Source organism: Verrucomicrobiia bacterium (assembly GCA_035629175.1).
In the GTDB taxonomy this organism is placed as follows: Bacteria; Verrucomicrobiota; Verrucomicrobiia; order Limisphaerales; family DASXHY01; genus DASXHY01.
The window spans coordinates 1-24,394 of sequence record DASPIL010000098.1 but is presented as its reverse complement, the minus strand read 5'-3'; the positions used below and the strand labels follow the sequence as shown (position 1 = coordinate 24,394).

15 protein-coding genes and 1 tRNA gene are annotated in these 24,394 nt (G+C 59.9%); 3 read left to right on the top strand and 13 right to left on the bottom strand.

Annotation, left to right across the window (positions count from 1 at the left end; all coding sequences use genetic code 11):
• Positions 1-127: 127 nt before the first annotated feature.
• Complete coding sequence (locus VEH04_17920) at positions 128-1,096, top strand: DUF4159 domain-containing protein (protein ID HYG24656.1); 969 nt, start codon at positions 128-130, stop codon at positions 1,094-1,096.
• Between the two features lie 50 nt (positions 1,097-1,146).
• Here VEH04_17920 and VEH04_17915 read toward each other — a convergent pair whose 3' ends face one another.
• From VEH04_17915 to VEH04_17905, 3 genes are all read right to left on the bottom strand, one after another.
• Positions 1,147-5,031 carry a hypothetical protein gene (locus tag VEH04_17915; protein HYG24655.1) on the bottom strand — a complete coding sequence of 1,295 codons (3,885 nt, stop codon included), beginning with the start codon at positions 5,029-5,031 and terminating at the stop codon, positions 1,147-1,149.
• A gap of 111 nt (positions 5,032-5,142) precedes the next feature.
• Positions 5,143-10,008: an RHS repeat-associated core domain-containing protein gene (locus VEH04_17910; GenBank protein HYG24654.1), complete on the bottom strand. Its 4,866-nt coding sequence runs from the start codon at positions 10,006-10,008 to the stop codon at positions 5,143-5,145.
• Between the two features lie 139 nt (positions 10,009-10,147).
• Positions 10,148-10,232, bottom strand: a tRNA-Leu gene (locus tag VEH04_17905).
• Positions 10,233-10,367: 135 nt separating this feature from the next.
• On the opposite strand from VEH04_17905, the gene VEH04_17900 reads away from it, so the two are divergent.
• The gene (locus VEH04_17900; GenBank protein HYG24653.1) at positions 10,368-12,230 is read left to right on the top strand and encodes a YihY/virulence factor BrkB family protein; all 1,863 of its coding nucleotides are present in this window, start codon (positions 10,368-10,370) and stop codon (positions 12,228-12,230) included.
• A complete protein-coding gene (gene ald, locus VEH04_17895; GenBank protein HYG24652.1) occupies positions 12,227-13,327 on the top strand; it encodes an alanine dehydrogenase in 1,101 nt (366 codons plus the stop codon). Before VEH04_17900 ends, ald begins: the two co-directional genes overlap by 4 nt.
• Positions 13,328-13,350: 23 nt before the next feature.
• On the opposite strand, the gene VEH04_17890 is transcribed toward ald, so the two are convergent.
• The 10 genes from VEH04_17890 to VEH04_17845 form a co-directional block, all read right to left on the bottom strand.
• Positions 13,351-14,097: a hypothetical protein gene (locus VEH04_17890; GenBank protein HYG24651.1), complete on the bottom strand. Its 747-nt coding sequence runs from the start codon at positions 14,095-14,097 to the stop codon at positions 13,351-13,353.
• Positions 14,094-15,932, bottom strand: a complete 1,839-nt coding sequence (locus VEH04_17885; protein HYG24650.1) for a hypothetical protein — start codon at positions 15,930-15,932, stop codon at positions 14,094-14,096. Before VEH04_17885 ends, VEH04_17890 begins: the two co-directional genes overlap by 4 nt.
• On the bottom strand, positions 15,929-16,912 hold the full coding sequence (locus tag VEH04_17880) for a hypothetical protein (protein ID HYG24649.1): 984 nt from the start codon (positions 16,910-16,912) through the stop codon (positions 15,929-15,931). Before VEH04_17880 ends, VEH04_17885 begins: the two co-directional genes overlap by 4 nt.
• Positions 16,909-17,922, bottom strand: a complete 1,014-nt coding sequence (locus tag VEH04_17875; GenBank protein HYG24648.1) for a VWA domain-containing protein — start codon at positions 17,920-17,922, stop codon at positions 16,909-16,911. The genes VEH04_17880 and VEH04_17875 overlap by 4 nt, the downstream gene beginning before the upstream one ends.
• Positions 17,919-18,959, bottom strand: a complete 1,041-nt coding sequence (locus tag VEH04_17870; protein HYG24647.1) for a VWA domain-containing protein — start codon at positions 18,957-18,959, stop codon at positions 17,919-17,921. The genes VEH04_17875 and VEH04_17870 overlap by 4 nt, the downstream gene beginning before the upstream one ends.
• Positions 18,956-19,561, bottom strand: a complete 606-nt coding sequence (locus tag VEH04_17865) for a DUF4381 family protein (protein HYG24646.1) — start codon at positions 19,559-19,561, stop codon at positions 18,956-18,958. The genes VEH04_17870 and VEH04_17865 overlap by 4 nt, the downstream gene beginning before the upstream one ends.
• Positions 19,558-20,493: a DUF58 domain-containing protein gene (locus VEH04_17860; protein HYG24645.1), complete on the bottom strand. Its 936-nt coding sequence runs from the start codon at positions 20,491-20,493 to the stop codon at positions 19,558-19,560. The genes VEH04_17865 and VEH04_17860 overlap by 4 nt, the downstream gene beginning before the upstream one ends.
• Before the next feature lie 79 nt (positions 20,494-20,572).
• Positions 20,573-22,894, bottom strand: coding sequence for a beta-galactosidase (locus VEH04_17855; GenBank protein ID HYG24644.1), 2,322 nt, complete (start codon positions 22,892-22,894; stop codon positions 20,573-20,575).
• A gap of 44 nt (positions 22,895-22,938) precedes the next feature.
• Positions 22,939-23,919 (bottom strand): MoxR family ATPase, encoded by a 981-nt coding sequence (locus VEH04_17850; GenBank protein ID HYG24643.1) that lies wholly within the window; start codon positions 23,917-23,919, stop codon positions 22,939-22,941.
• Positions 23,920-24,005: 86 nt separating this feature from the next.
• Positions 24,006-24,269, bottom strand: a complete 264-nt coding sequence (locus VEH04_17845) for an acyltransferase family protein (GenBank protein HYG24642.1) — start codon at positions 24,267-24,269, stop codon at positions 24,006-24,008.
• Positions 24,270-24,394: the final 125 nt, after the last annotated feature.

The window sequence follows — 24,394 nt, the reverse complement described above, 5'->3', positions numbered from 1 at the left end:
GTGTGATTTGCCGCCCGTATTTGCCCCGAAAAACTGCCCTTGATGACCCGCAATGCCACTCGCTGACTCCTCCCTTCAGGTTGCACGCTGCTGCGCGTTAGGGCAGAGTTGCGAGTTTCACCGCTCCATGCACTCGCGCCACAACCTGAACAAGACATGCCTTGCGTGGATTGCTGCCGCGCTCGTCAGTGCGGGAATCTGCGTGGCGCAGTTTCCACCACGTTCCGGGTTCGATGAAAACCGTTCGTCAGGCAATCTTGTGCGCATCGAGGGCGGCGCTGTCGTGGACGAGGACAAGGTGCGCACCGCTCGCGAAACGCTTTCTCACAGCTCCGAAACTCCCGGATGGACCAATGCCCCCGGATTCGAGCGCGACGTGTTCACGTTCACCCGAATGATATTCCAATCCGATGCGCCGCGCGGATCGCGGCGCGGTTTCGGACGCAGGCTCGGTTGGTGGGTTGATTATCCCGATGCGGACCTGAACCTGTCGTACCGCTTGCAGCAACTCACCTCCATCCGCACGGACCCGGATGCTCGAGTGTTAAAGCTCACCGATCCCGACCTTTTCAATCACCCGCTGCTTTACCTAGAGCACGCGGGCTACATGCAATTGAGCGACGATGAAGTGCGTGCGCTTCGGCGATACCTGGCGGCGGGCGGCGCCCTCTTCGTGAACGATTTCTGGAGCGAACCCGAATGGGAAGGCTTCGCCAGCGAAATCCGCCGCGTGGTGCCGGATCAACATTGGATCGACCTCGAGCTGGATCATCCCGTGTTTCATTGTGTCTTCGATTTGCGCGGTCCGATGCATCACCTGCGCGTCCCAACCATTCAGTTCTGGAATCCCGACTTCAATCCGGCCGATGCGCACTCTCCTCCGCACCGCATGTTCCGCGGCCCCGGCAGCGAAGAAATGCATGTCCGCGCGCTGCTGGATGGCGCCGGACGCATCATGATTCTAGCGATCCATAACAGCGACGTGAGCGATGGCTGGGAACGGGAAGGTGAAAACGATCTCTACTTCAGCCGCTTCTCAGAAAAGATCGCCTATCCGCTGGGTATCAACATGGTGTTCTATTTGATGACTCACTGATTGCATTGTGAGAGGCTCGCGCAACAGCCTTGCGGTCTCCGCGCCGATCGTCATGGAAGCACGCGCAGGCGATACAAACGGTTGGTTGGGCCGAGGATCTCCACTTTCTGCGCAAAATTTGTAAGCGCTGTCACGTCTCCCGCAAGTACGTTCCATGGGCCACCCTCCAACGCATCAGAATATTCCAATCGGTACGTTGCGTTCGGCTCGGCCGTCCAATGCAACAAGAGGTTGGTTCCGCTCCGCGATGCGGTGAGCAGCGGGCGCGCAGCACCTGTCAGCACATCTAAAACCCGCACCACAACGGCGTTGGGCGTGTTGCTGACGATCATTGTCACTTCGCCCGAAGGATAGGAAAAGTTCTGGAACGAGCCCTGGCGACTGCTCGCTGCAACAACAGTGAAGGAGTCGCTGACTCCAGGTACAAAGCTATTTGTGAAACTCACGCGCAGTGTCCCGGACAGCGCAATCGGCCCGGTGAACTGAATACGTCCGTGTTGAACGCCGGGAGTGAGCCCGGCTAGGACGCATTCCAATACGGAATTGGTGGTGGAGTTGAAGCCGCCGTTCGGCGCAAGGGTTCCGCTGCGGATTTCCACAACGTTGTAGTTGTTGAAGGGAATGCTGGTGAGTGCTGTTGTCCCGGTGTGCACTGCCTTTCGGAAGGTGCCTGCGTTATCGAATCGTGGAGAACCTCCGTTGTAAGCCAACCCTCCCGAGCCGCGTGTTTCGATGAGCGCTCCGGGCCAATTGGTGATGACCGAGTTATTCATGCTGACAGTGGATCCCGTCCACAACATCGTCCCGGCATTTTCTAGTCTCCGGTTCAGCCCCACTACGTTTGCATTGGCGACGTTCAGGGTGACCCCGGAGGGAATAACGGTGCGGCCGCTCCCGCTCATGCTGCCGCCGGTCCAATTCATCACACCAAGCACAGTCACGACCTGGTTCCCCGTCAAAGTGCCGCCGCCCAGGTTCAGAGTCGCCGGGCTGACGATTCCCGCACCGCTGAAGTTTGCCGTTCCGCCTGCGATGTTCAGCGTGGTGTTGGTGCAGATGAAATGGCCCGTGAAGTTGGCAACGCCGTTGTTCACGGAGTGCGTACCGCGCAGATCCACCAACCCCGCCAGATTCACCGTGCCGCCGCCGATTGTCAGATTTCCGCCGCCTGCAATACTCGATCCAGCGATCGAAGTGTGAGTTCCGTTGGCGAATACGAGTGCCGTCCCAGCAGGAACTTCAATCGACCCGCTGTTAAAACCGCCGCCGTTCAGAGACAGCGTTCCCGTTTGCAGTTCGACGACATTGAAGTTGTTCAATGCGACGCTGGTGAACGCAGTCGTGCCCGCGTGGAGCACCTTTCGAAACACCCCCGCATTGTCGACTCGTGGAGAACCTCCGTTGTAAGCCAAACCGCCGCCTCCGCGGGTTTCAAACAGCGCGCCCGGCCGGTTCGTAATCAGGGAATTGTTCATGCTGATGTTGGCGCCCGTCCACAACAGCGTGCCGCCATTCTCAAGCGTTCGATTCAATGCCACTGCGTTGGCATTGGCGAGGGTCAGGGTCACACCTGATGGAATCACGGTCCGGCCGCTTCCGGTCATGCTGCCGCCAGTCCAGTTCATCGCGCCAAGAACAGTTACGGCCTGATTCCCACTCAGAGTGCCGCCGCCCAGGTTCAGAGTCGCGGGGCTGACGATTCCCGTGCCGCTGAAGTTCGCCGTTCCGCCTGCGATGTTCAGCGTGTTGTTGGTGCAGATGACGTTGCCGGTGAAGTTCGCAACACCGTTGTTCACCGCATGCGTGCCGCGAAGATGAACCAACCCCGCGAGATTCACCGTGCCGCCATTGATCGTCAGGTTTCCATCGCCTGCGATGCCGGATCCCGCGATCGCCGTGTGGGTTCCGCTGGCGTACACCAGGGCCGATCCAGCGGGAACGTGAATCGTGCCTGCGTTGAGACCACCACCGCTCAGGGACAGCGTCCCTGTTTGCAGTTCGACCGTGTTGTAATTATTCAAGGCAACGCTGGTGAGCGCGGTTGTTCCTGTGTGGACCGTTTTTCGAAATGTGCCGGCATTATCGACTCGCGGAGAACCTCCGTTGAAAGCCAAACCGCCGCTTCCGCGGGTTTCAAACAGCGCGCCCGGGCGGTTCGTAATCACGGAATTGTTCATGCTGATGTTGGCACCCGTCCACGACAGCGTGCCGCCATTCTCAAGCGTTCGATTCAATGCCACTGCGTTGGCATTGGCGAGGGTCAGGGTCACACCTGATGGAATCACGGTGCGGCCGCTTCCGCTCATGCTGCCGCCAGTCCAGTTCATCGCACCAAGAACAGTTACGGCCTGATTCCCGCTCAGAGTGCCGCCGCCCAGGTTCAGAATCGCCGGGCTGACGATTCCCGTGCCGCTGAAGTTTGCCGTTCCGCCGGCGATGTTCAGCGTATTGTTGGTGCAGATGAAGTTGCCGGTGAAGTTCGCGACGCCGTTGTTCACGGACTGCGTACCGCGCAGATCCACCAACCCTGCAAGGTTCACCGTGCCGCCACTGATCGTCAGGTTTCCGCCGCCTGTGATACTCGACCCCGCGATTGAAGCCTGCGTCCCGCTTGCGTATACAAGGGCCGAGCCAGCGGGAATGTGAATTGCGCCGCCATTGAAACCGCCTCCAGCGAGTGAGAGCGTGCCCGTTTGCACTTCAACGACGTTGAAGTTGTTGAAGCCGACGCTCGTGAACGCGGTGGTTCCGGTGTGCACTGCTTTTCGAAATGTGCCCGCGTTGTCAAATCGCGGCGTGCCTCCGTTGTAAGCCAGCCCTCCTGAACCTCGCGCCTCAACCAGCCCTCCCGGCCGATTGGTGATCACCGCGTTGTTCATGTTAATATTGGCTCCGGTCCAAAGCAGCGTTCCGCCGATTTCAAGTGTCCGCGACAAGCCCACTGCGCTGCCATTCGCCACCGTGAGTGTGGCTCCAGGAGCCACGATGGTGCGTCCCGCGCCGCTCATCGTTCCCGAAGACCAGGATGAATTCCGATGCAGCAACAAGGTGCCTGCCCCTGCCAAAGTGGGCGACCCCGCGCCTCCCATGACGAGGCTTGACACGGCGGCATCGGAATTGAGCGTGACGACGACGCCGCGCGGAATGCTGACGGTGTCGTTCGAGCCCGGGACGACATTCGGACTCCAATGCGAGGCGACATTCCAATTCCCGCCCGTGTTGTTGGTCCATGCGACATTGTAGGAGCCAAGCAAGGCGAAGATCGTTTTGTTGGAATCCATCTTCAGGCTGATCACCGGCTCCAGCGAATTCGTCGCGCCCGCCCATCCATGGAAGGTGTTGGGAGCAAATGCCGTCGCGGTCAACGTCACCATCTCTCCATTGGTGAAGCCAAAACGGCTTGGACTCACAGTGACGTGCCCCCCATCGCTGATTACCGTCAGCCGGAAAAGAACTGATGCCACATCAGCCGGATTCGTCGCATCGCGGTACTCGTCTCGGTTCGAAACACCGTCGCCATCGAAATCGCCGTCAGAACGCTGTCCAAGTCCGCCAAAGTGATTTTGCTCCCAGGAATCGGGCAGTCCGTCGCGGTCGCCATCGATCAACAAGAGGGCCGGGGCGCTTGTCACGCTTCCCCCACCGTTCACCAACACCACGGAATATGCCCCTTCGTCTTGGTTGGCCGGTGATATCAATAGAGAATCGTTGGTGGCCCCGAGCAACGGCGAGCCGTTGAGTCGCCATTGATACGCCACGCCCCTCGTGTCCGCCACCACCACTGAAAACGAGGAAAGCGCTCCCGGCTGCACGACATGGTCCGTCGGCTGGCGCACAATGTGCGGCGGTTGGTTTTCGACGCCGTCGCGTACCTCGAGATTGCCATTGGGATCGAAAACGAATCGTGCCGGCTGGGCGAGTCCGATGGTGAGCAACTCGCAAAGGAGAATCGCGGCGATGAATCTCGTGAGACCAACTGAGGCGCACCCTTGTGTTCGCAGAGAAAATTCGGATGGGCGCCTGGCGTCTCGCATTGTTCCTCCCGCCTACGGTGTGAACCCCGTGATAAAACTCAGCCACGAACGCGCGGCCTCGAGGGAAATGCCCATGCGTTGCGACAACAAAAGGGCCGCGTCATCAAAGGCCATTCCCACCTCCAGCCACAGATGAGGCGGACCCATGTAAACCGTGGCCCAGTATTCCTTTCCTTTCGCAGCGTAATCCACGCCGAGCTTCATCACGTTGTCGGACGTCCACGGATCCTTGAGGTAATCCTTGAACTGCCGCACGGCTTCTGGAACTCGTTCTCGGATCGCCTGAATCCTTCCCGGCAATAATCTGTCAGCACCGCATTGGACCGCCTGCCAGCCGCGTTGAAGGATCTCGCCTCCACGCCGGACGCGGTCCGCAGCCGCAGCGCCGACGCCTGCAATCTCAGCGCACACGAGCGGATGTTTTAGGCAAAACGCATCAGCCGTTGTAAATGCGAGGCCTTCCGGATCGACGAAGTTAATCGGATTGTTCCCCACGTAAGCATACAAGTTGGGACCTTCGCGGGCTTCGGCCAACTCCATTGGATCACGAGAAAGCCAGCGGCCGATGTCAGGGTCATACGCGCGGAATCGCGTCAGGAACAGGTTTGCCTGCGGAACCCAGAACATTCCAGCGAACCCAAAGGCTGCATCGAGATCACCCGCAATCCGCGTTCGCCGGCCAAAAGGGTCATAGCTATAACGCGCCCGAACATTTCCGCCCGCATCCAGCAGTTCGCGAATGGATCCGAGATGATCCCGCGTGTAATAATAGTTGCCCGCGGCAGCTCCGGTTTCGCGTTTCATTCCCTGGTTGAAAAACCGCGTGACAACGGCCCCGGCGGCATCGCGTTCCTCACAGAGGAAATCTCCGCACCAGACGAAGCGCCGCAAGGAAACCTCCACTCCATTCGTGAGCTGGCGCAAGCTGGCCAAACGGCTGAGGCCGTCGTAGCTGAATTCCGTACGCGCGCTCCCCGTGTTCACCGCCACCAACCGGTCCACTGCATCCCATTCATTCGTGCGACTCGCCCCATGCGCGGTGCTGGTGCTGATCTGGTTCAACGCATTGTAGGTTGCGACCTGATTCAATCCCCCTTCCTGCTCCAGCACCCGGTTGCCAGCTGAATCATACGCGTAAATAAACTCTTTGACCGGCGCTCCGCCGTTGGTGACGGACGCCCTGAGAAGCTGGTTCGCAGCGTCGTAGCCAAACGAATAAATGTCCGGCGCCAACGCTCCGAACCTTTGGCTCCAGGTGGCGACGCGGCCCGCAGGGATGTCGCGCCCATAAATGAATTCCGACACCGCAGTGCTCCCCGCCTTGTGCGTCATTCGCTGAAGCAATCGATCCTGAACCGTGCTCGCATAGTTCAGTTCGGTCGTGATGCCATGCGGCGACGTCTGCAAAACCATCCGATCGGATGTTCCCTCATACGCATATCCAAAAACTCCCAGCGCATTCGTTTCCGCCGCAAGCCTTCCAATCTCATCGAAGGCGATCGAAGTCTGCACCCCACCGATCGACATCGACACGCGTTGTCCAAGTGAGTCATATCCGAAAATGATCGTGTCGTTCGGCAACGGCCCATCCACAGAAGCAATCTCACCCGCGCCGGAAACCGGCTGTGACGCAATGGGCACGTAGGAATACACCGTTGTGCCGATGCCATCAGTCATCGACGTGATCCGCTCATAATCGGGGTCATAGGTGTAAGAGACTCCCGGCGTGGCAATGGCCGCATTCGCGTGAACCACAGACTTGACGGTGTTGTCGCGGTTATAGGTGTACAACGTCACCTGCTGCTTCTCGTCGATAACCTCCCGCAAGCGGCTTGTGGTGTTCTCGTAGGCGTATCGAATCTCCGATCCATCCGGAAATTGTTTTGCGATGGGCCTGCCCTGCACATCGAAGTCCCACTGTGTGATCCGGCCGTTGGCATCGACAACACCACGCAGGCCCCCACAGTTGCACCATTGGTATTGCGTGACACGGCCGAGCGGGTCGGTCCGCTTTGTGAGTTGCCGCATGCTGTCATGCTCGAAAAATGTCTGCCGCCCCGCTGTGTCGCGAAGCCCTGCCGTGTCGAGGCGATTGTACGTGAATTGAAGGTACGTGCTGTCGGGGTGGGTCACACGAGTTATCCGATCCATCGTGTCGTAATCGAAGGTCAGGGTGTACCCCGTGTCGTCCGTTCGGGTGCGGACACGGCCCAGGGCATCGTACGTGGTCCGGAACGTGTCATTCGTGCCGGGCAGCGGGCCATCAGCCGCCACGACATACCCATTGGAATCGTAAGTGAACGTCGAGGTCTCGCCCTTTGGATTGGTGCTCGTCAGCAGCTGTCCCCGCGCGTTGTAAGTGTTGGTGGTTGTCTGACCCGCGGCATCTGTGATCGTCACCGGCAGGTGTTGTGAATTGTATGTTGCCTGAAAGAGCAGCTCGTTGTTCGTCCCGCGAGTCTGCCTGATTTCCAAAAGGTCAATCTGGTTCGTCGCGTAGATATAGGTCAGCTCGCGGCCAATGGGATCAATGGAACTGACCAGCCGCCCGAGGCTGTTGTAAGCATACGAGTCCAGCTGCGTCGTTCCGTCGTCCAGCACCCGGCCGACGCGGATGGGAAGGTCGCTGCTGCCTGTAGTATGATATGGCGCGCCCTGGCCCGGATAGTTGTACCACACACGGCGCTCGAGCGGAGCCTTCACGCTTTCGAGAATCCCGGCGGTCGTCGCAACATTCGGGGAGTGTAGCCAGTGATAAATCGTCGCCTTTGAATAATCCCCATACGCCTGGGCGCAGGCGTTGCGATCCCAGTAATATGTGTTGCGCCCATGCATCCACTGGTTGAACGCGTTGATCCCCTGCGGAACGCTGCCCGCAGGCTCCGAGAACGCAAGGCCATTGGTGTTCTGGTTGTATTCAACACGATCCCGGCTTCCGTCGGGGTAGACAGTTTCCAGGAATCGTGTGGATCCACTCGGCCCGCCGCCCTGCCCTGCGAGAAATGTGCTGGCACCATACGGCGTCGTGAGCCGCGTGATCGTCATGTTGGTGTCGACCGCCGGAGCTCCCGCGTATTCGAAGCGCGATGAAAGTCCCAGCACGTCCGTAATGTTCGTCAATGCAAACACATCGGTCGGGACAGGTGGCGTGTTCGGATTGCCATCATGCTCGAGCAGCAACTCAAAGCTTCCGTAATCAAAACGCGCGGAACGGCCGAACGGGTCGGTCACCTTCGTGATGAGAAGCGATGCCCCGGGCTGCGTGTACTCAAGCGTTGTCACCTGCCCGATCGCATCCGTAAGCGAGACAAGCCGCAGACTGCCATCGTACGTCAATGTGACGGCATTCCCGGCAGGATCGACAACCTGCGTCAGGTAAACGCGATTCGCGCTGCGCAAGGCGAAGATCTTTTTCGAGCCATCACGATAGAGCATCTCGTAGCTGTTGGGACCCGTGCGACGCAGCCGCGTCTGATCGAACTGCTGCAAGGCGAACGTTTGCGTTGCTGCGGCGAAACCCGTAAACGTGCGCGCGCCTCCACCGCCGACAAAATATTTCACCTCGGCAAGCGGATTGGCCGGCGTGTCCCGGATATGACCTGTCCAGTCGTGGCTCCACTTCGGGCCGAGCACGGTGGAGATCTGGCTGGCCGGCTGAAGATAATCCCTATGATTATACCGCACGGTGAATCGCACTGCTGGACCCACGGGCGGGGCGTATCCCACTGGAGTATCCCTGATCTGCAAATTTGCCAGCCCGAGATGAACGCGCGAAATCGCCATTCCCATCTCTTCGATCGGACATTGTCCCGCCTGCAAATCGTCGGGCGTGTAGTTGTCGGGATCGATGCCGCTGGTCACTCCCTTTCCCCAGATGCGATTGCCTTCGCGATTTGAAACATCACGCCATCCCGGCGGAAGCTTTCCCGGCGGCAACAGGAAATACCCGCTCGTTTCAGACTCCAGCGTCTGCCGCGTTGCCCACACCGTATTTCCGAAAGTGGAATCCTCGAGCAAATACCGATCTCCCACCTGCTGGATCATCGCCGCGTAATGGCCAACCTTCCAATGCACGACAGAAGGAACGACAAAGGCCCCACCCTTTCGGCGGAATGCCATCTGATAGTTCAACCCCGCGTCCTTCCCGATTTCTGCCACCTGCGTCAATGAGAAGCCGCGGTGCGCCGACGCAGCGTTGAGAATCGAAGGATCGATGGGCGCGTCAGAATTCAGACTGCGGGCAATGGATTGCAGCGCGAGCGGCCCGCAGCGAAAGGAAATGCCGGGTTGATGCCGCATCATCTGAAGCGCCTCGCGGGCAAGGTTGATGCGTTCGGCCGTCCCGCCGAGAAAGGCGCGATTGGATACCGACTCCAACAGCGCGTGGAGTTCGTCCATGCGGCCGAGCCGCGAATACAATGAAGCGAGCTCGCACACCGCCCGGTCAGCCTGAAACTTCCCCGGGAGATCAGCGGCGTTCCTGCCAAGCGCCCATGCCTCCCGCCATGCGTCCAGCGCGAGCGAGTAATGGGCGCCGTGGTAATACTCGATCCCGAGGCTCGTGAGGAGCGCAGCCCGCCATGGGGAGCGGGGAAACCGCTTCAAGAAGGAAGAGAGACTCGAAAAATCGTCAGGATTCGTCCGTTGGGAAAAGGCAAGCAAAGCGGCTGCGAGGGCCGAATTCTCCGCGGGGCCTGGTTCGCGCCCGACCGGAACAAGCGGCTCATCGAACACCCGGGCGTTCCTGATTTCGTCAGTGGCGGGCTGCTCCGAAAAGCGCAACGGCAGCACACCCGACGAAGGAGCGAGGGGCGCGGGGGAAATATCGGCGCCAGTCGGAGCACCACCGGCCGGCGATACGACAGCAGCCAACAACATCGCGATAAAAGCAAACGTCTTCAAAAGTGCAGCTGGCAGAGTGGATGCGCGATCCTTTCAGTTTTCGCCAATCGAAGTCAAGGTAGGTGGTTTCAGGGGGAGCCCGAAGAGCGATTGCAGGAAACATCCGAAAAAGAAATGGTGCGCATAGCAGGACTTGAACCTGCACGGATTGCTCCACTACCACCTCAAAGTAGCGTGTCTGCCAATTCCACCATATGCGCACGCAGGGCCGGAATAATGAAGCACGACATTCCCCTTCCGCAAGAAAAGAAAATGTCTCCTCCACAGAACTTCCAAGTCGCCGGATCAGGCTGGTGCAATTGACTTGAAGGGGCGCTCTGGTAGCGTCCTCGACAATGCCGAAATCGAAATCCAGGTTCGAGCAATTCCGCGAGCAGGCGGAAAATCTCTGGGACGAAAAGCCGTTTCGCGCCGGGGCTGAATCGACGCGGCTGTACAAGTTCCTCCACTTCTGGGTTCTCGTCGTCAAAAGCTTCATCCGAAATCGCTGCCCCGTTCGTGCCTCCGCACTCTCCTATAGCACGCTGCTCGCAATGATCCCCATGCTCGCCGTCGCGCTCGGCGTCACAAGCAGCCTGCTGAAGGACCAGGGCGAAGACAGCATCGAGCGTTTCATCGAACGCATGGTGGCCAGCCTCATTCCGCCCGCAAACACCGGGACCAATTTTGTCTTCGAGCCCGAGTTCGACGACCTTGTCACGCCGTTGCCCGAAAGGCCGCAATCGGCAGGTGATCCAGCAACCGGGCTGCCCAACCTCACCGTCGTCGTTTCCAATGCAGCACCGCAGGGAACAAACGTGGCGGTCATCACAGCAACGAACCTGAACTCGGCCGACATCACCAACCAAATGGTCATGGCTGCGGCGGCTGCAATCCGCTCGGATGTGCAGGACAACTCCCGCATCTCCTCCGTGCAAAAGACAGCGGCGCGACAAATCAACGATTTCATCCAGCGCACGCGCAGCGGAACGCTCGGAATCACGGGCACGATCCTGTTGATTGTGGTCGCAATCCGAATGCTGAGCCAGATCGAGGAAACGTTTAACGACATCTGGGGCGTGACGTGCGGACGCAGCTGGCCGTTGCGGATCATTATCTATTGGACCAGCATCACACTCGGCCCATTGCTGCTCGCAAGCGCCCTGGGGCTTTCGGGCGGCGCGCATTTTAAGGCGACGCGGGAAGTGCTTGTCGATATGCCGATCGTCGGCGGATTGATCCTTCCAGCCGTCACCCTCGGGATCATCTGGCTGGCGTTCTCGATGTTTTACAAAGCCGTGCCGAACACGAAGGTGCATTTCAACGCGGCATTGGTCGGCGGCATGGTTGCGGGAACACTATGGCATCTAAACAATGTGTTTGCGTTCGTTTACGTGTCCCGCGTGGCCACGAATTTCAACATGTATGGGGGTCTGGCCCTGGTTCCCTTGTTCATGGCCGGACTTTTCATCTCATGGGTGATTCTTCTGTTCGGAGCACAAGTGTCTTACGCGTTTCAGAATCGCGCCCTTTACCTCCAGGAGAAGCTCGCGGAGAACGTCAACCAGCGCGGGCGCGAATTCGTGGCCCTGCGCCTCATGACTGCGGTCGGGCAGCGTTTTCTGCATGGGATGCCGTCGGCCTCGGTGAACGAAATGTCCACGGAACTTGGGATTCCCAGCCGCCTGATCCAGCAAGTCCTGCAAACGCTGATGGCTGCGCACCTTGTCGTGGAACTTTCGGGCGAGGAACCGCGTTACCTTCCCGCGCGGCCGCTCGAGAACATCACAGCGCATCATGTCCTGCAGGCCATGCGCGCCACGCAGGGACAGGAACTTCTCACGCGCGACGAACCTGTCCGCGCTGAGGTCTTCGGGGAATTCGCGCGCATCCAGGAAGCGGAAAAGGATGCCGCGTCTAAGGTTTCCCTGCTCGCTCTGGCATCGCGCGCTGAAGCCCGCCAGCAACTGCAGCCGCCCTCGCCGCACGAGGAAGACATGAAAATCAGCCCTGCTTTGAAACCGAGTGCGATAACTCCGGAATCCACCACGCCCGCCAAGGATCGGGAAGAGACCGTGCAGGCGAGCGCGGCGAAGCCGGACGCAAACGCGCCGATCGCAAAGATTGAAATTCCAACGGCTCAGGAAGAGGCAGCCGCTGCTGCTCACACAGAAGTGGTTGGACCGACCAAGGACGACGAACGAACGTTTCCGCTATGATCATTGGCGTTCCCAAGGAAATTAAAGGCCAGGAATTTCGCGTGGCGCTGCTGCCTTCGGGTGCGTACCAACTCGCGCGGCGCGGGCATCAAGTCGTGGTCGAGCGCAACGCCGGGATCGGCGCAGGTTATCCGGATGCGGAATACGAGACCGCTGGCGCTGCAATGACCGATTCACACGCGAAGGTGTTCGAAACGGCGGACATGATTGTGAAGGTGAAGGAACCGCTCGAACCGGAGCTGAGCCTGATTCGCAAGGGGCAAATCCTGTTCACCTACCTTCATCTCGCCGCCAACCGCGCACTGACAGATTCGCTCATGCAATCCGGAGCGGTCGCAATTGCATATGAAACCGTCGAGATCAATCGCCGCCTGCCGCTGCTTGAACCCATGAGTGAAATCGCCGGGCGCATGTCGGTCCTGGTCGGCGGTTATTTTCTGGCGAAACATTGCGGGGGAAGCGGCGTGTTGCTGGGTGGCGTTCCGGGAGTGCTGCCGGGAAAAGTGGTGGTGCTTGGGGGCGGCACGTCGGGCATCAACGCCGCGCGCATGGCACAGGGACTCGGCGCTGACGTCACCATCCTTGAAGTGGACCTGGAACGGATGCGCTTTCTCGACATCACCCTGCACACCGCGCACACCCTCTATTCGAGTGAATCGCACCTGATGGAAATCCTGCCAGGCGTTGACCTATTGATCGGTGCCGTGTTGGTTCCCGGGGCAAAGGCTCCCAAACTGATTCGCCGTGAAATGCTTCGCCGAATGAGGCCCGGCAGTGTTCTGGTGGATATCGCGATCGATCAGGGCGGTTGCGCGGAAACATCGCGGCCCACGACGCATCACGATCCAACCTTCGTTGAGGAGGGTGTCACGCATTATTGCGTGGCAAACATGCCGGGAGCTTATGCGCGAACCGCAACGCAGGCGCTTGCAAACGTCACGTATCGTTTCATCGAATGCCTTGCAGATCATGGCGTGGCGGAAGCCTGCAATCTGCAGCCAGCGCTCCGCGGAGGCATCAATGTCATCAACGGCAAAGTCACCCACCGGGCGGTCGCCGAAGCGCATGGGCTCGCTTACTCTCCTCCGCCGCTCTAGCCATTCCACGCCGCACGCGCAACTTAACGCGTGATGAATCCGACATCGGAAGTTCGCAACCACCCGGTGGCGCGGCTGCCACGCACGAAGATGAAGTTCCCCCGCGATTCCAGTGATCGGACGGGTTCTCCTGCTGCCAGCACAGTGATGTTCTCCGCCTCGGAGGTTGGCGTCAGCCGCAACGGCGTTTCTGGCTCGAGAACAAAACCGATCTGTGTTCGTGTCGTTGTTCCAATGTGGGCAGGGATGCACACGAGAAAAACGCCGAGGCCTAGCGCCGCGACGGCCTGATGCCAGACGCGCTTGCGCCGGCGCAGGACACCCGGCACGACCAGCACCCCCACGGCCAGCCAGAGACTGGCGCCCGTCAGCCACGCCCATGTGTCAGGGGACAACCACGTGGAAGCCACCTCGTACCACCGCAAATCCGGCGACTCCAGTTGTGCGCTGTCTCGAGCAAATCGCAGGTTTTTCCCCGCTCTGGCTTCGAAAGGATTCAGCCACAGCGATTGTTCCCATGCAATAATCGCCGGCCCGGGGCGTGTGGAATGCCACTCGGCAAGACCGAGGTTGAGCAACGCCCCGGAGGAAGGCCGCTCATTCACAGAGGTGCGGAACGCTGCTGCAGCTTCGACGAAATTCCCGGCGCGATACGCTTCGACGCCGGAAACGAACGAATCCGCTGCCTTCGACACACCTTGCGTTGCCAGCAAACCGGACACGATCAGCATCAACGCATAAATCAGTCGAGCGGGCGTTCTTCCTTTCATAGGCGGGCTTCGAGGTCGTTGAGAATGCGTTCCAACTTCGGATGCCACTGAGCCGGATTTTTTTCAACCTGCGGCGCTGGTGAAAAATGGAATGCGTCGGCCGCGCTGAATAATTGCTGCACGAATTCGCGGCTCCCGGAATCGCCCTCCAAAGCCTGCACGACATCCCGTGCAACAAGCGCGCGGGGTTCCGCCACGTGCTGGGGCGCGGCTGCGACCTGAATGGCGCGGATAGCCTCGTGCAGATATCGTTCGGCATCCCCGCTCGCCCTCGCGCGCTCGACAGCACGGCGGGCCCGCTTCAACGCGCGGCGAGCGCGAAGGCGCACCAGCACGTCCGGATACTGCTCGTAGTAACGGCGCCGGCGATCCCATTGCCAAAGCGCAATGAACGCGGCGAGCGGCGCGATCTGCAGCAGAATAAACCACGGGCGATGTTGCAGAGGTTCAAGGCTTGAAACGGTTCGTCCTGGAACTGTGGCGATCGCGCTCAGTTGCGGCTTCTCCTCGCGCTCGGGTTCCTTCATCAAAACCGCCAGCGCTGCCGGATCAGCGGGACGTTCGCCCGGGATGACAAGAATCGGCACTGGAGGGATCGTCGCATCGACATACGTTCCCGTTTCAGCATCGAAGAAGCTAAACGGGATGGGCGGGGTTTCGGAAACGTTGGTTGTCAGCGCAACGAGCGTGTAGGTGAACGCAACAGCCGCTCCCGGCAAAACGAGCGGGTTGCCGTGCAGGACCGTGGGACCACCACGTTCGGCTTCGAACACCTGCCAGTTTGTGGAGAGAGGCGGCGGTGGTGGCACGAGGCGCGTGAGGCTGCCGTCTCCGGCAAACGCAACAGACAATTTGAGAATGCCGCCGACGGCAATTCGGTTTGTTGACAACTGGGGAGGGCCCGTTCTAAAGCTGCCGATCGCGCCTGTGAAACCGGGGAGCTCGGGTTTCGGAAGCGGCTGCACGCGCAGCGTCAGCGGCTCGGAATCCAGGAACTTGAATTGCGGCGGACCGCCGGGAATCGTGACCTGTCCGCGGATTACAATCGCGCCGCCAAATAGATTTCCGCCCGTGAACCCCTGGGCTGACACAGTGAGCTCGCCGCTGCGCAATGGCGAAAGGCTCGTCTCGTAAACATACGCTGTCGGCGAGCCGTTGCCGGGAACCCCGCTGATCGATTGCCGCGCGTTGGCGAGGTCGACGAGAAAGCCGTCGCCGTTCAGCTTCACCTCCTGCGCGGTTTGAACAAGGTTCGCTGCGGAAGCCGTCAACAGGACGCGAACCTTTACTGGCTGGCCGACGTAGCAATTCGTCGCGTCCACATCGAGCGTGAGGAATTGAGGGGATTGTGCGGGCCCCACTGCGGCCACCTGCAGTTGCGCTTCAGGCACCTGCACGGTGCGGCCGTAGACGCTGATCGAAAAAGCGGGAACGGAAAACACACCTTCCACTTCCGCCGCAATGTGATAGTTGATGCCCGTGAGAGGCTTCAACTTTGCCTCGCCCGGCATCATCGAAAGATTTTGGCCGCGCGCCGTGAAACGCGCGCGGAGTTCCGTGGGAAAGGCTGGCTCAGCCCATTCCACAGAGTCGTTCAGTGCGTTGACCGTGAACCTGTAAACGGACTTGCCACCGGGATTGATCACGGGCGGATCGAAGACAGCGGTCGCCACGAGATTGCTCGTAACGTCAATCGAAGGCTGCGTGATCATCAACTGCAACAAGGGATCCATTGGCGGCCGCGATGGCGGCAGCAATCCTGGTTGCTGCGCGGACACGACGAACCCGCCGGCCAGCAACAATAACGGCGCCAGAATTGTTCCCCAGCGCTTCACCAATCCCGCCCCTTGTTTCTATTCTTCGGATCTGCCGTGTCGCCTGGCCCCATCGGCAGCCGTCGGTCGCTGTCGCCCTGGAACGCTTCCAGCATCCACCCCGCCTGCTCGGGCGAGAGTTCAATTTCGTCGCCCATGCGCCCCGGTTTTTCGTGCTGGCCGGGCTCGGGCTTCGGCGGGTTTTCCCGGCCGTTCTCACCGTCCTCCTCTTCCTCATCTTCGCCCCGCGCTCCCGGAGGCATCATGGAATCAGGTATGCGCCCGCCCAGTTGCTTCATTTGTTCCTGCAATCCCTGGCGGCTTTGTGCCATCTGATTCGCGGCCTGCTGCATCTCTCGAATGCTGTCCACCAGCTTTGCAATTTCGCGTTCAATCACCTCGGCATTTCGCCGCGCGTCTGCGTTGTCCGGGTTCAACTCTGCCGCGCTGCGAAAATCCTTGAGGGCGCGATGCCACTTGCGCAGCGCGGCGCCATGAAGGTCCAGGGCGCGGCGGACTCCTTCCATCGCGGCCTTCAATTCCCGGCGCGCCCCGCGTCCGTTCATATACGCCTCCACCATCTGCTGCAGGTCGTTGCCCGCGAGCACGTCCCGCGCGCGCGCCGCCGCTGCATTCGCGCGCTCGGCCGCGGACCGTCCCTGCGCGGCGCTCGCCCGTCCGTCCTCTGACTTCTTTAAATGTTCCTGACCCTGGGCGAATCGGGTGTGGCCCAGATTGAACAGCGCGGGTGCCTGAAATTTTTCCTTCTGCGATTCCAACACCTTCACCAGCAGGGATTCCGCGTCGCCTAGTTTGCCCGCATGCAGATCGCGGGTTGCGCGATTGAACTGCTCTCGAGGTGTGTGCGGCATCGGCTCGGTTGCAATCCGCGCGCTGTTGGTGAATTCCATGAACACAGGTGCGGCCGCCATTGTGGTGGGCGCATTGAATGCGGCACAGGCAATCACCCAGAACCCAGGATGGAGTGGCGGGATTCTCATGCGTTCAAATGCCGGCGCGTTCCAATTAGGGACTCGGCGACGAGCAATAATAGCACGAGTCCCACGAACCAGTGATACCGATCAATTCCGAGCCGTCGAACGGGCACATTTGCCCCTGACGCTTCGTCCTTCTGCATGGCCAGCTGCACCTTCGCCAGGCCTTCCCCGAGCGCGCCCAGCGGGAAGTAAGCTCCGCGGGTCACGCTGGCAATCCGCTTCAACGTTTGTTCGTCCATGCGGCTGCGAACAGGCTGCCCCTGCGCGTCGCGCACCATCTCGGGCTGGTTCTGTTCGTTCAGCACGCGAATCTCCGCCCCGGCTTCCGTTCCCACGCCGATTGTAAACACCACCACGTTTTCGCGCGCGAGCGCTTCCCCAACACGAATTCCCGACTGTTCCAAATCCTCTCCGTCGGTCAACAGCACCACGGTTTTGCGCCGGCTTTTCTTCTCCATTGCCTGGAACGCTTCCTGGAGCGCACGGCCAAGATCCGTGCCGGGAACCGCAATCGTGCGTTCATCGAGATCGCGCAACGATTCCTCAAAGGCCTCGTGATCGAAGGTCAGCGGGCATTGCAGAAATGCCTGGCCCGCGAACGCCACAAGGCCAATTCGCCCTTCGGGATGGCGGCGCACAAAATCGATTACCGCGAGTTTTCCCCGTTCAAGGCGATTTGGCGAAACGTCCGCGGCCAGCATGCTGCGCGAACAGTCGATGGCGAACACCAGGTCCTCGCCGATTTCCTGGATCGCAAACTCCTGCACACCCCACTGCGGTCGCGCCAGTGCGATGCCCATCAGAATTGCAACGAGAACGAGCAGAATATTTTTAATGGCGCGCCGGCTCCTGCTGTGGGAACGCGTCAGTTCCGGCAGCCTTTGAGCCGAGGCAAGCGTCTGCAACTGGCGCTGCCGGGCCCACGCGGCGTAGCGCATGACCGTCACGAGCAACACAGGAGCAGCCAGCGCAAGCCACAACCATCCGGGTTCGGCAAACTGCATGCCGCTCATGGAATCCTCCTGAAACGCGTGTTCGCCAGCAAAACCTCCAGGCCGAAGAGTCCGAAGGCCGCGACAAGCGGCCATTGAAAAAGCGGCGTGTAGAGCGTGTAGCGCCGGAGCTTCACTTCTGTTTTCTCCAGGCGATCAATCTCGTTGTAGATGTTCTCGAGTTCGCTGCGGTTTTTGGCGCGATACGACTTGGCGCCCGACAGCGCCGACATCCGGCTGAGCACCGAGTAATTGGCGGGCTGCAACACCAGCGTCCACTTCACGTTGCCATTTTCATCCAGCCGCAGCTCACCCGTGGAGGGCTCGAATTCAGGCAGCTGGCACGGCTCCTCGACGCCAATTCCGATCGTGTAAATACGCGCCCCCAACGCGCCCGCCAGCTGGGCTGCGGGAACAGGATCAATCTCGCCGCGGTTGTTGTCGCCGTCCGTGAGCAGGATGATGATGCGACTCTTGCTGTCATGGGCCGATTTCAACCGCTTGGCAGCGGTGGCTGTGGCATCGCCGATCGCGGTTCCCAGCTCGCGAATCATGCCGATGTGCATGCGATCGATATTACCGATCAGCCACTCGTGATTGAGTGTCAGCGGGCTGGCGAGATAGGGAACGGCAGAAAACACGACCAGGCCGATGCGGTCGTTCGGTCGCTTGCGAACGAAGTCCTTCAGCACATCTGCCGCAATATCAAAGCGTGTGACGCGTTCGCCGGCCCCGCTCATGTCGAGGGCCATCATCGACCATGAAAGATCGAGCACGAGCATGATGTCGACGCCGCTTGCCTGGGTTTCGGTTCGGTCATTCGCAAACCGCGGGCCCGCCGCGGCAACGATGCAGAACGCCACGGTGAGCAAGCGTAGGAACAGCAACAGGCGTCCAGGTGCGGTGCGCGCGGGTGTGGCGACGCTTCGCACGACTTCCGTGCTTGAGATCTGCAGTGCGGAATGCCCCCCAAATCGTCCGCGCAGAAATGCATACCACGGCAATAACGCGAGCAGCGCCAGCAACCACGGATACTGGAATTCGAAGTTGCCGTTCATGAATGGATCGGGGGCGCCTTCAAGGACGCCTGCAAAAGCTCGGCCCTCCTGCGCTCGCAATCATTTACAAGTGCCAGTGCCTCCTCCGCGGCAGTGGCAGGCGGCTGCGTTGATGGCGCAAACTTGAGCTCGTCGCACCGCTTGAAAAAGCTGTTCAGACGCGTGGCGAGCTGCGGACCGACGGATTGTTTGCGAAGCAGCGCATCGCTCAGTTCCCGCGTTGTGAACTCCTCCGCGGGCAATTGGAATCGCGCGACCAGATAGGCCCGCAGGACCCGCGAAATGGCACTTAGATTCGCGGACGTGGCGGCCTCCTGGTGAATCCGCTGCAGCTCCTTTCGAGCGATCTCGTCCGGCGATGGAATCCCTGCGCCGCGGGAACGCAATGTGAGCCATAGGACGAGTCCGAACGCGGAAACGATAATGGCCAGCGCCAGGCTGCCCGAGATTACCCAAAGCCAATACTGTTCGAGAAACGTCGCCGGAATTTCAGGATGCGGCGGACTCAACGTCAGCCCTTCCCCGCCAGCGGCTGCGGCCACTTGCCGGGTCAGGAAGAAAACGCTGCCCTCAATGGCCCTGCTCCAAAGCCACCGAATCATCCACGCCTCCTGCCGCGGCGCAGTTCGAAGAATCGCTGAAGAGCATGCGCGAAAGGTTCCGCAGTGTTCAAGCGCACGGTATCCACGCCCGCGTGCAGGAGGGCGCGATCCAGCTGCATGAGCCGCTCGGCATTCGTCGCGGAGTATTGCTGGCGGTTGCGCGCCCGATGCGAATCCACCTCCAGCAGTTCACCCGTTTCTGCATCTTCAAACGTGACGAGTCCCGCGCCTGGAATGGCGCTTTCCAGCGGATCATGCAGATGCACGCAAACGAGGTCATGCCGCGAATTCGTCAATCCCAGTTCCTGAAAGACATCGCGGGTTGTTTTCACCGCGCCAGTGCCAAACAACCCGTCGGTAGCGGCGCCCTGGGTGTGCAGGAAATCGGTGAGAAGGAAAACCAAAGAACGGCGATGCAGAACGTGATTGAGAAACGTGAGCGCTGCGGGAATATCGGTTCCACGACTCCTCGGTTCGAGCGATAATAATTCGCGCAGAATGCGCAAAATATGCCGCCGCCCTTTGCGTGGAGGAACAAACAATTCAACCTCCTGCGAAAACATCAGCAGCGCGACCTTGTCGCTGCTGCGCGCAGCTGAGACGGCGATGGTTGCGGCGACCTCGGCGGCAAACTCGCGTTTTGTGCGATTGCCAGAACCGAACGCCGCCGACCCTGAAACATCCACTGCGAGGACCATTCCCAATTCCCGCTCCTCGCGAAAACGCTTCACGAAGGGGCGTCCCATTCGATTCGTGACGTTCCAATCAATGTCGCGGACGTCATCGCCCGGCATGTATTCGCGGAGTTCCTCGAAATCCATTCCGCGGCCGCGAAACTGGCTGAGATACGCCCCCACCATCGTGTCATTCACCAGGCGATTGGTGCGGACCTCGATGTTGCGGACGGATTCGAGCAGGGCCGAAAGTTCCATGCATTTAGGATTTACAATTTATGATTATGATGCCGGGCTGCAACGGTTGGATACGAACTGGCAGGGCCATGCGCATGCATCAGCGCACAAGTTCATCGCCGACATAAATGCGGTATTCCTTGATGCGGCCGCCGACATTCCCGGCACCCTGGCGGGGAACGTAACGAAAGCCGCCGACGGTGCGCGCGTCGCCCAGGTTCAGGATCAATCGATGCGGGTGCGCGGGCGAGGCATCGCCCCACTGCGTATGCCAGAAATTCGCCGTCTGCCCGTCAATCGCGTTCTCCGCAGTCCCGTCTTCCCGGGTGCGCTCTTCGCTGCTCACATACGACACCGTCCAGCCATCGGTGCTCAGCGCCCTGCCCGATGCGTCGAGAAGCGTCAGTTCCGCAATCGCCGCGAATGCCTTGCCGTCGTGCGCATTGAGGGATTCGATGCAGAAGAAACGGCCGCGGGCCGGCGATGCAAACGTGATTTCCTGCTGGCTCACTCCCTCGGGAAAACTGCCGCTGTGAACCGGTTGGACGCCATCGAAGTTCAATTTGACTTCAGCCCGTTTCGCGCGCGCAAAATCCAGCTCGGGACGCAGCACATCGAGAATCGGCTTTTCGAGCCCCGCTACGACCTGCTTCTGCGGTCCAACGAGGTCGAGGACAATAATTGCGTTCGCGCCAGATTTCAGCCATGGGCCGGGGATGTACATCGTTTGTTGCGGCCCAATGTTCCAATAGCGGCCGAGGTTATGCCCGTTCACCCAGGCAAAACCTTTGCCCCAGGGACGCATGTCGAGAAACGTGTCGCCCGGTTTATCCACGTTCAAGCGCGCGCGATAGAAGGCGGGTTTCGTGTTCGTGGCGCTCTGCGTTTGATTCCGCGCGGGTTGAAACTTCAACGACGCCAGCATCTTCTCATTCAGCGGCAGGTTGAACACCTCCCAACCCGTCAGCTCCTTTCCACCCAACGTGACTGGCGCATGAATCCCTTTGCGATCATGCACCTCAACGCCAAAATTCACCCGCCCCATGGCTTCAACCAGAACGTCGAGGGTCGCAGCATCAGCGCGTTCAGGAAGCCGCACCTTGAAATTCCGGCTGCGTCGATCCGTGAAACCGACGCGCTCGCCGTTCAGGAATACCTGGCCAATGTCGTGAATGGCCCCGGCTTCCAGCGTGGCGGCAGGACCCGCGGGAACCCTCGTTCGGTACACGATGCATCCGTAATCCTGGTCGTAAAGTTCCATGTGCCGCGGACTCGCGTCCTTCACCGAACCCGGAAGATTCGCAAACATCGGCGCTATTTCCTGCACCTGCAGTTCGGGAATGGAAATCACGGGATTGCGCGCAGGGTGTTCGGGAATCGTTTCACCCGGGAGCAGGTAACGCGCAAACAGCTCCCGAGTCCGGAAGAATTTGTCCGTGGTCCAACCGGCTTCGCTGATCGGCGCGTCGTAATCGTAACTGGACGTATCCGGTTTGAACGGCCGGTCAGCCCCGGTCCAGAAACCAAATGTCGTGCCGCCATGCGCCATGTAGATGCTGAACGAGGCGTTGGCCTTGAGCATGTATTCCAGGTCGGCAAGATACGTATTGATCCTGCCCGTGTGATGCGGCGCGCCCCAGGTATCGAACCATCCAGGATAAAACTCCCCGCACATGAGCGGCCCCTGCGGCAGAATCTCGCGCAGCGCCTTGAAGCCGTTCGCAGGATCGGAGCCGAAATTCACGACGGGGAAAAGGTCGGCGCGGTAACCGTTCTTCAACGCGTAAGGCGGATTGCAGGCGAACAGCGGGACATCGAATCCCGCGTCCAGCAGCGCCTGGCGGAGTTCGCCCATGTATTCAGGATCCTTGCCGAAGAAACCGTATTCATTTTCCACCTGAACCATAAGGATGGGCCCGCCTTTCGAAACCTGCAACGGCCCGAGCACGCGGCCTACTTCCTTGAGGTAACGTTTGGCGGCATTCAGGTAGTTCGGATCACGGCTGCGCAACTGGATGTCCTGATGCTTCAGCAGCCACCACGGAAAGCCTCCCATCTCCCATTCCGCGCACGCATATGGCCCCGGCCGCAGCATCACCCACAATCCCTCCTCTTGCGCGATTCTGCAAAACTTCGCCGCATCGGCCTGGCCCGACCAGTTGAATTCGCCCGGGCGCGGCTCGTGCATGTTCCAGAAGAGATAGGCGCAAACCGTGTTCAGCCCCATCGCCTTGATCATTTGAAGCCGATGCCGCCAATACTCCTTCGGCACGCGCGGGGCGTGCATTTCGCCGCAGCGAATCTGCAGACGCTGGCCGTCGAGGAGAAAATCATTCGTGCCAATGGTGAACGTGTGGCGCTCAGCGGCATTCACAAACACCATTCCAGCCAGCAGCAGCGCACAGGTGCGTAGGGCGTTCATACAATTCTCAGGATTAACAATGGGTTTGGATGATCGATCCGGCCTCAGGGAATCGGGACGGTCTTGAAAATCTGGCTCACGATGACATCGCTGGTCACCGCCCGCGCCTCGGCCTCATAGGTCAGGATGATGCGATGGCGCAGCACATCCGGCCCGATGCTCTTCACATCCTCCGGCGTCACATACGAGCGGCCCTGCAAAAGCGCCCATGCCTTCGCCGCGAGCGTCAGGTTGATCGTGGCGCGGGGTGAGGCCCCGAACTGGATGAAGTGCTTCACATCGAGCTTGTAGTTCTCCGGTTTTCGAGTGGCGAACACAACGTGCACAATGTAGTCGCGAATCTTCGCGTCGACATGGATTTGGTCCACGATCTTTCGCGTTTCCAGGATCTGCTCGAGATTGACAACCGGTTTCACGTGCATCTCCGGCGCGGTTGCTGCCATCCGATCCAGGATCAGACGTTCGTCGTCGAACGCAGGATAATCCAGAAGCACCTTGAACATGAAGCGGTCCACCTGCGCCTCGGGCAGCGGATAAGTGCCTTCCTGGTCGATCGGATTCTCGGTGGCCAGGACAAGGAAGGGCGACGGCAGGGGCATCGTTTCGCCGCCCAACGTGACCTGGCGTTCCTGCATAGCTTCCAGCAACGCGGATTGAACCTTCGCGGGCGCGCGGTTGATTTCGTCGGCGAGAACGAAGTTCGCAAAAATCGGCCCGCGCGTTGCGTGGTATTTTCCGTCCTGCGGACTGTAAATCAGCGTCCCCGTGATGTCGGCAGGGAGCAGGTCGGGCGTGAACTGGATTCGACGGAATGTTGCATGAATGGCCGTCGCGAGGGTGCGAACGGACAACGTCTTGGCAAGCCCCGGAACTCCTTCGAGCAGCACATGGCCGTTGGCTAATAGCCCCACGAGCAGGCGATCCACAAGCGGTTCCTGGCCCACGATGACTTTGGAGATTTCCTGCCGAAGGGTTTTGATCCAGGCCGTGGTCGCTTGCACCTGCTCGTTCAACGCTGTGCTCATTCGCCAGAATCTAGGGAGTGCAGTGCATGGAAACAAGCACGCGAACGGGTGCGCGCAGCATTTCGGCGTCGTGCAGTGACGAAGTCTCAGGTTTGGCCGCGGTGGCGCCGGTGCAATCCGTCAACGCCGGAAAACTTCGCCTTAAGCCTGAGACAGGGGCGCTCCAGCAGGTAGTAGGAAAGCAGCGTGGCGGCGATGGTCGCTGGCCAGAATAGCCACAACCGCGGAGAAGCCGATCGTTCAAGAAACCAGAGAATGGGGAAGTGCCAGACGTATATGCCGTAGGAGATCTTCCCGATGAACACAAGGGGCCGCAGGTCCAGGAGCCGATGCAGGGTGCATCTTGACACTGCCCCCACAATGAGTGCGTGAACGGTTCCTCAATCGACGTAAACCCACCAACCAAAGGAACCGGATGAACTCTGAGCATCAGCCACCGCGGTCGCTGCGTGAGATTGAAATGGCCGTGGAAGCT

What these genes read in the sequence shown, in the direction of transcription:
- VEH04_17920 (HYG24656.1), top strand. Translation starts at nt 128, where the DNA reads ATGCACTCGCGCCACAACCTGAACAAGACATGCCTTGCGTGGATTGCT.
- VEH04_17865 (HYG24646.1), bottom strand. Translation starts at nt 19,561, where the DNA reads ATGATTCGGTGGCTTTGGAGCAGGGCCATTGAGGGCAGCGTTTTCTTC.
- ald (HYG24652.1), top strand. Translation starts at nt 12,227, where the DNA reads ATGATCATTGGCGTTCCCAAGGAAATTAAAGGCCAGGAATTTCGCGTG.
- VEH04_17870 (HYG24647.1), bottom strand. Translation starts at nt 18,959, where the DNA reads ATGAACGGCAACTTCGAATTCCAGTATCCGTGGTTGCTGGCGCTGCTC.
- VEH04_17855 (HYG24644.1), bottom strand. Translation starts at nt 22,894, where the DNA reads ATGAACGCCCTACGCACCTGTGCGCTGCTGCTGGCTGGAATGGTGTTT.
- VEH04_17900 (HYG24653.1), top strand. Translation starts at nt 10,368, where the DNA reads ATGCCGAAATCGAAATCCAGGTTCGAGCAATTCCGCGAGCAGGCGGAA.
- VEH04_17875 (HYG24648.1), bottom strand. Translation starts at nt 17,922, where the DNA reads ATGAGCGGCATGCAGTTTGCCGAACCCGGATGGTTGTGGCTTGCGCTG.
- VEH04_17880 (HYG24649.1), bottom strand. Translation starts at nt 16,912, where the DNA reads ATGAGAATCCCGCCACTCCATCCTGGGTTCTGGGTGATTGCCTGTGCC.
- VEH04_17890 (HYG24651.1), bottom strand. Translation starts at nt 14,097, where the DNA reads ATGAAAGGAAGAACGCCCGCTCGACTGATTTATGCGTTGATGCTGATC.
- VEH04_17910 (HYG24654.1), bottom strand. Translation starts at nt 10,008, where the DNA reads ATGTTGTTGGCTGCTGTCGTATCGCCGGCCGGTGGTGCTCCGACTGGC.
- VEH04_17860 (HYG24645.1), bottom strand. Translation starts at nt 20,493, where the DNA reads ATGGAACTTTCGGCCCTGCTCGAATCCGTCCGCAACATCGAGGTCCGC.
- VEH04_17850 (HYG24643.1), bottom strand. Translation starts at nt 23,919, where the DNA reads ATGAGCACAGCGTTGAACGAGCAGGTGCAAGCGACCACGGCCTGGATC.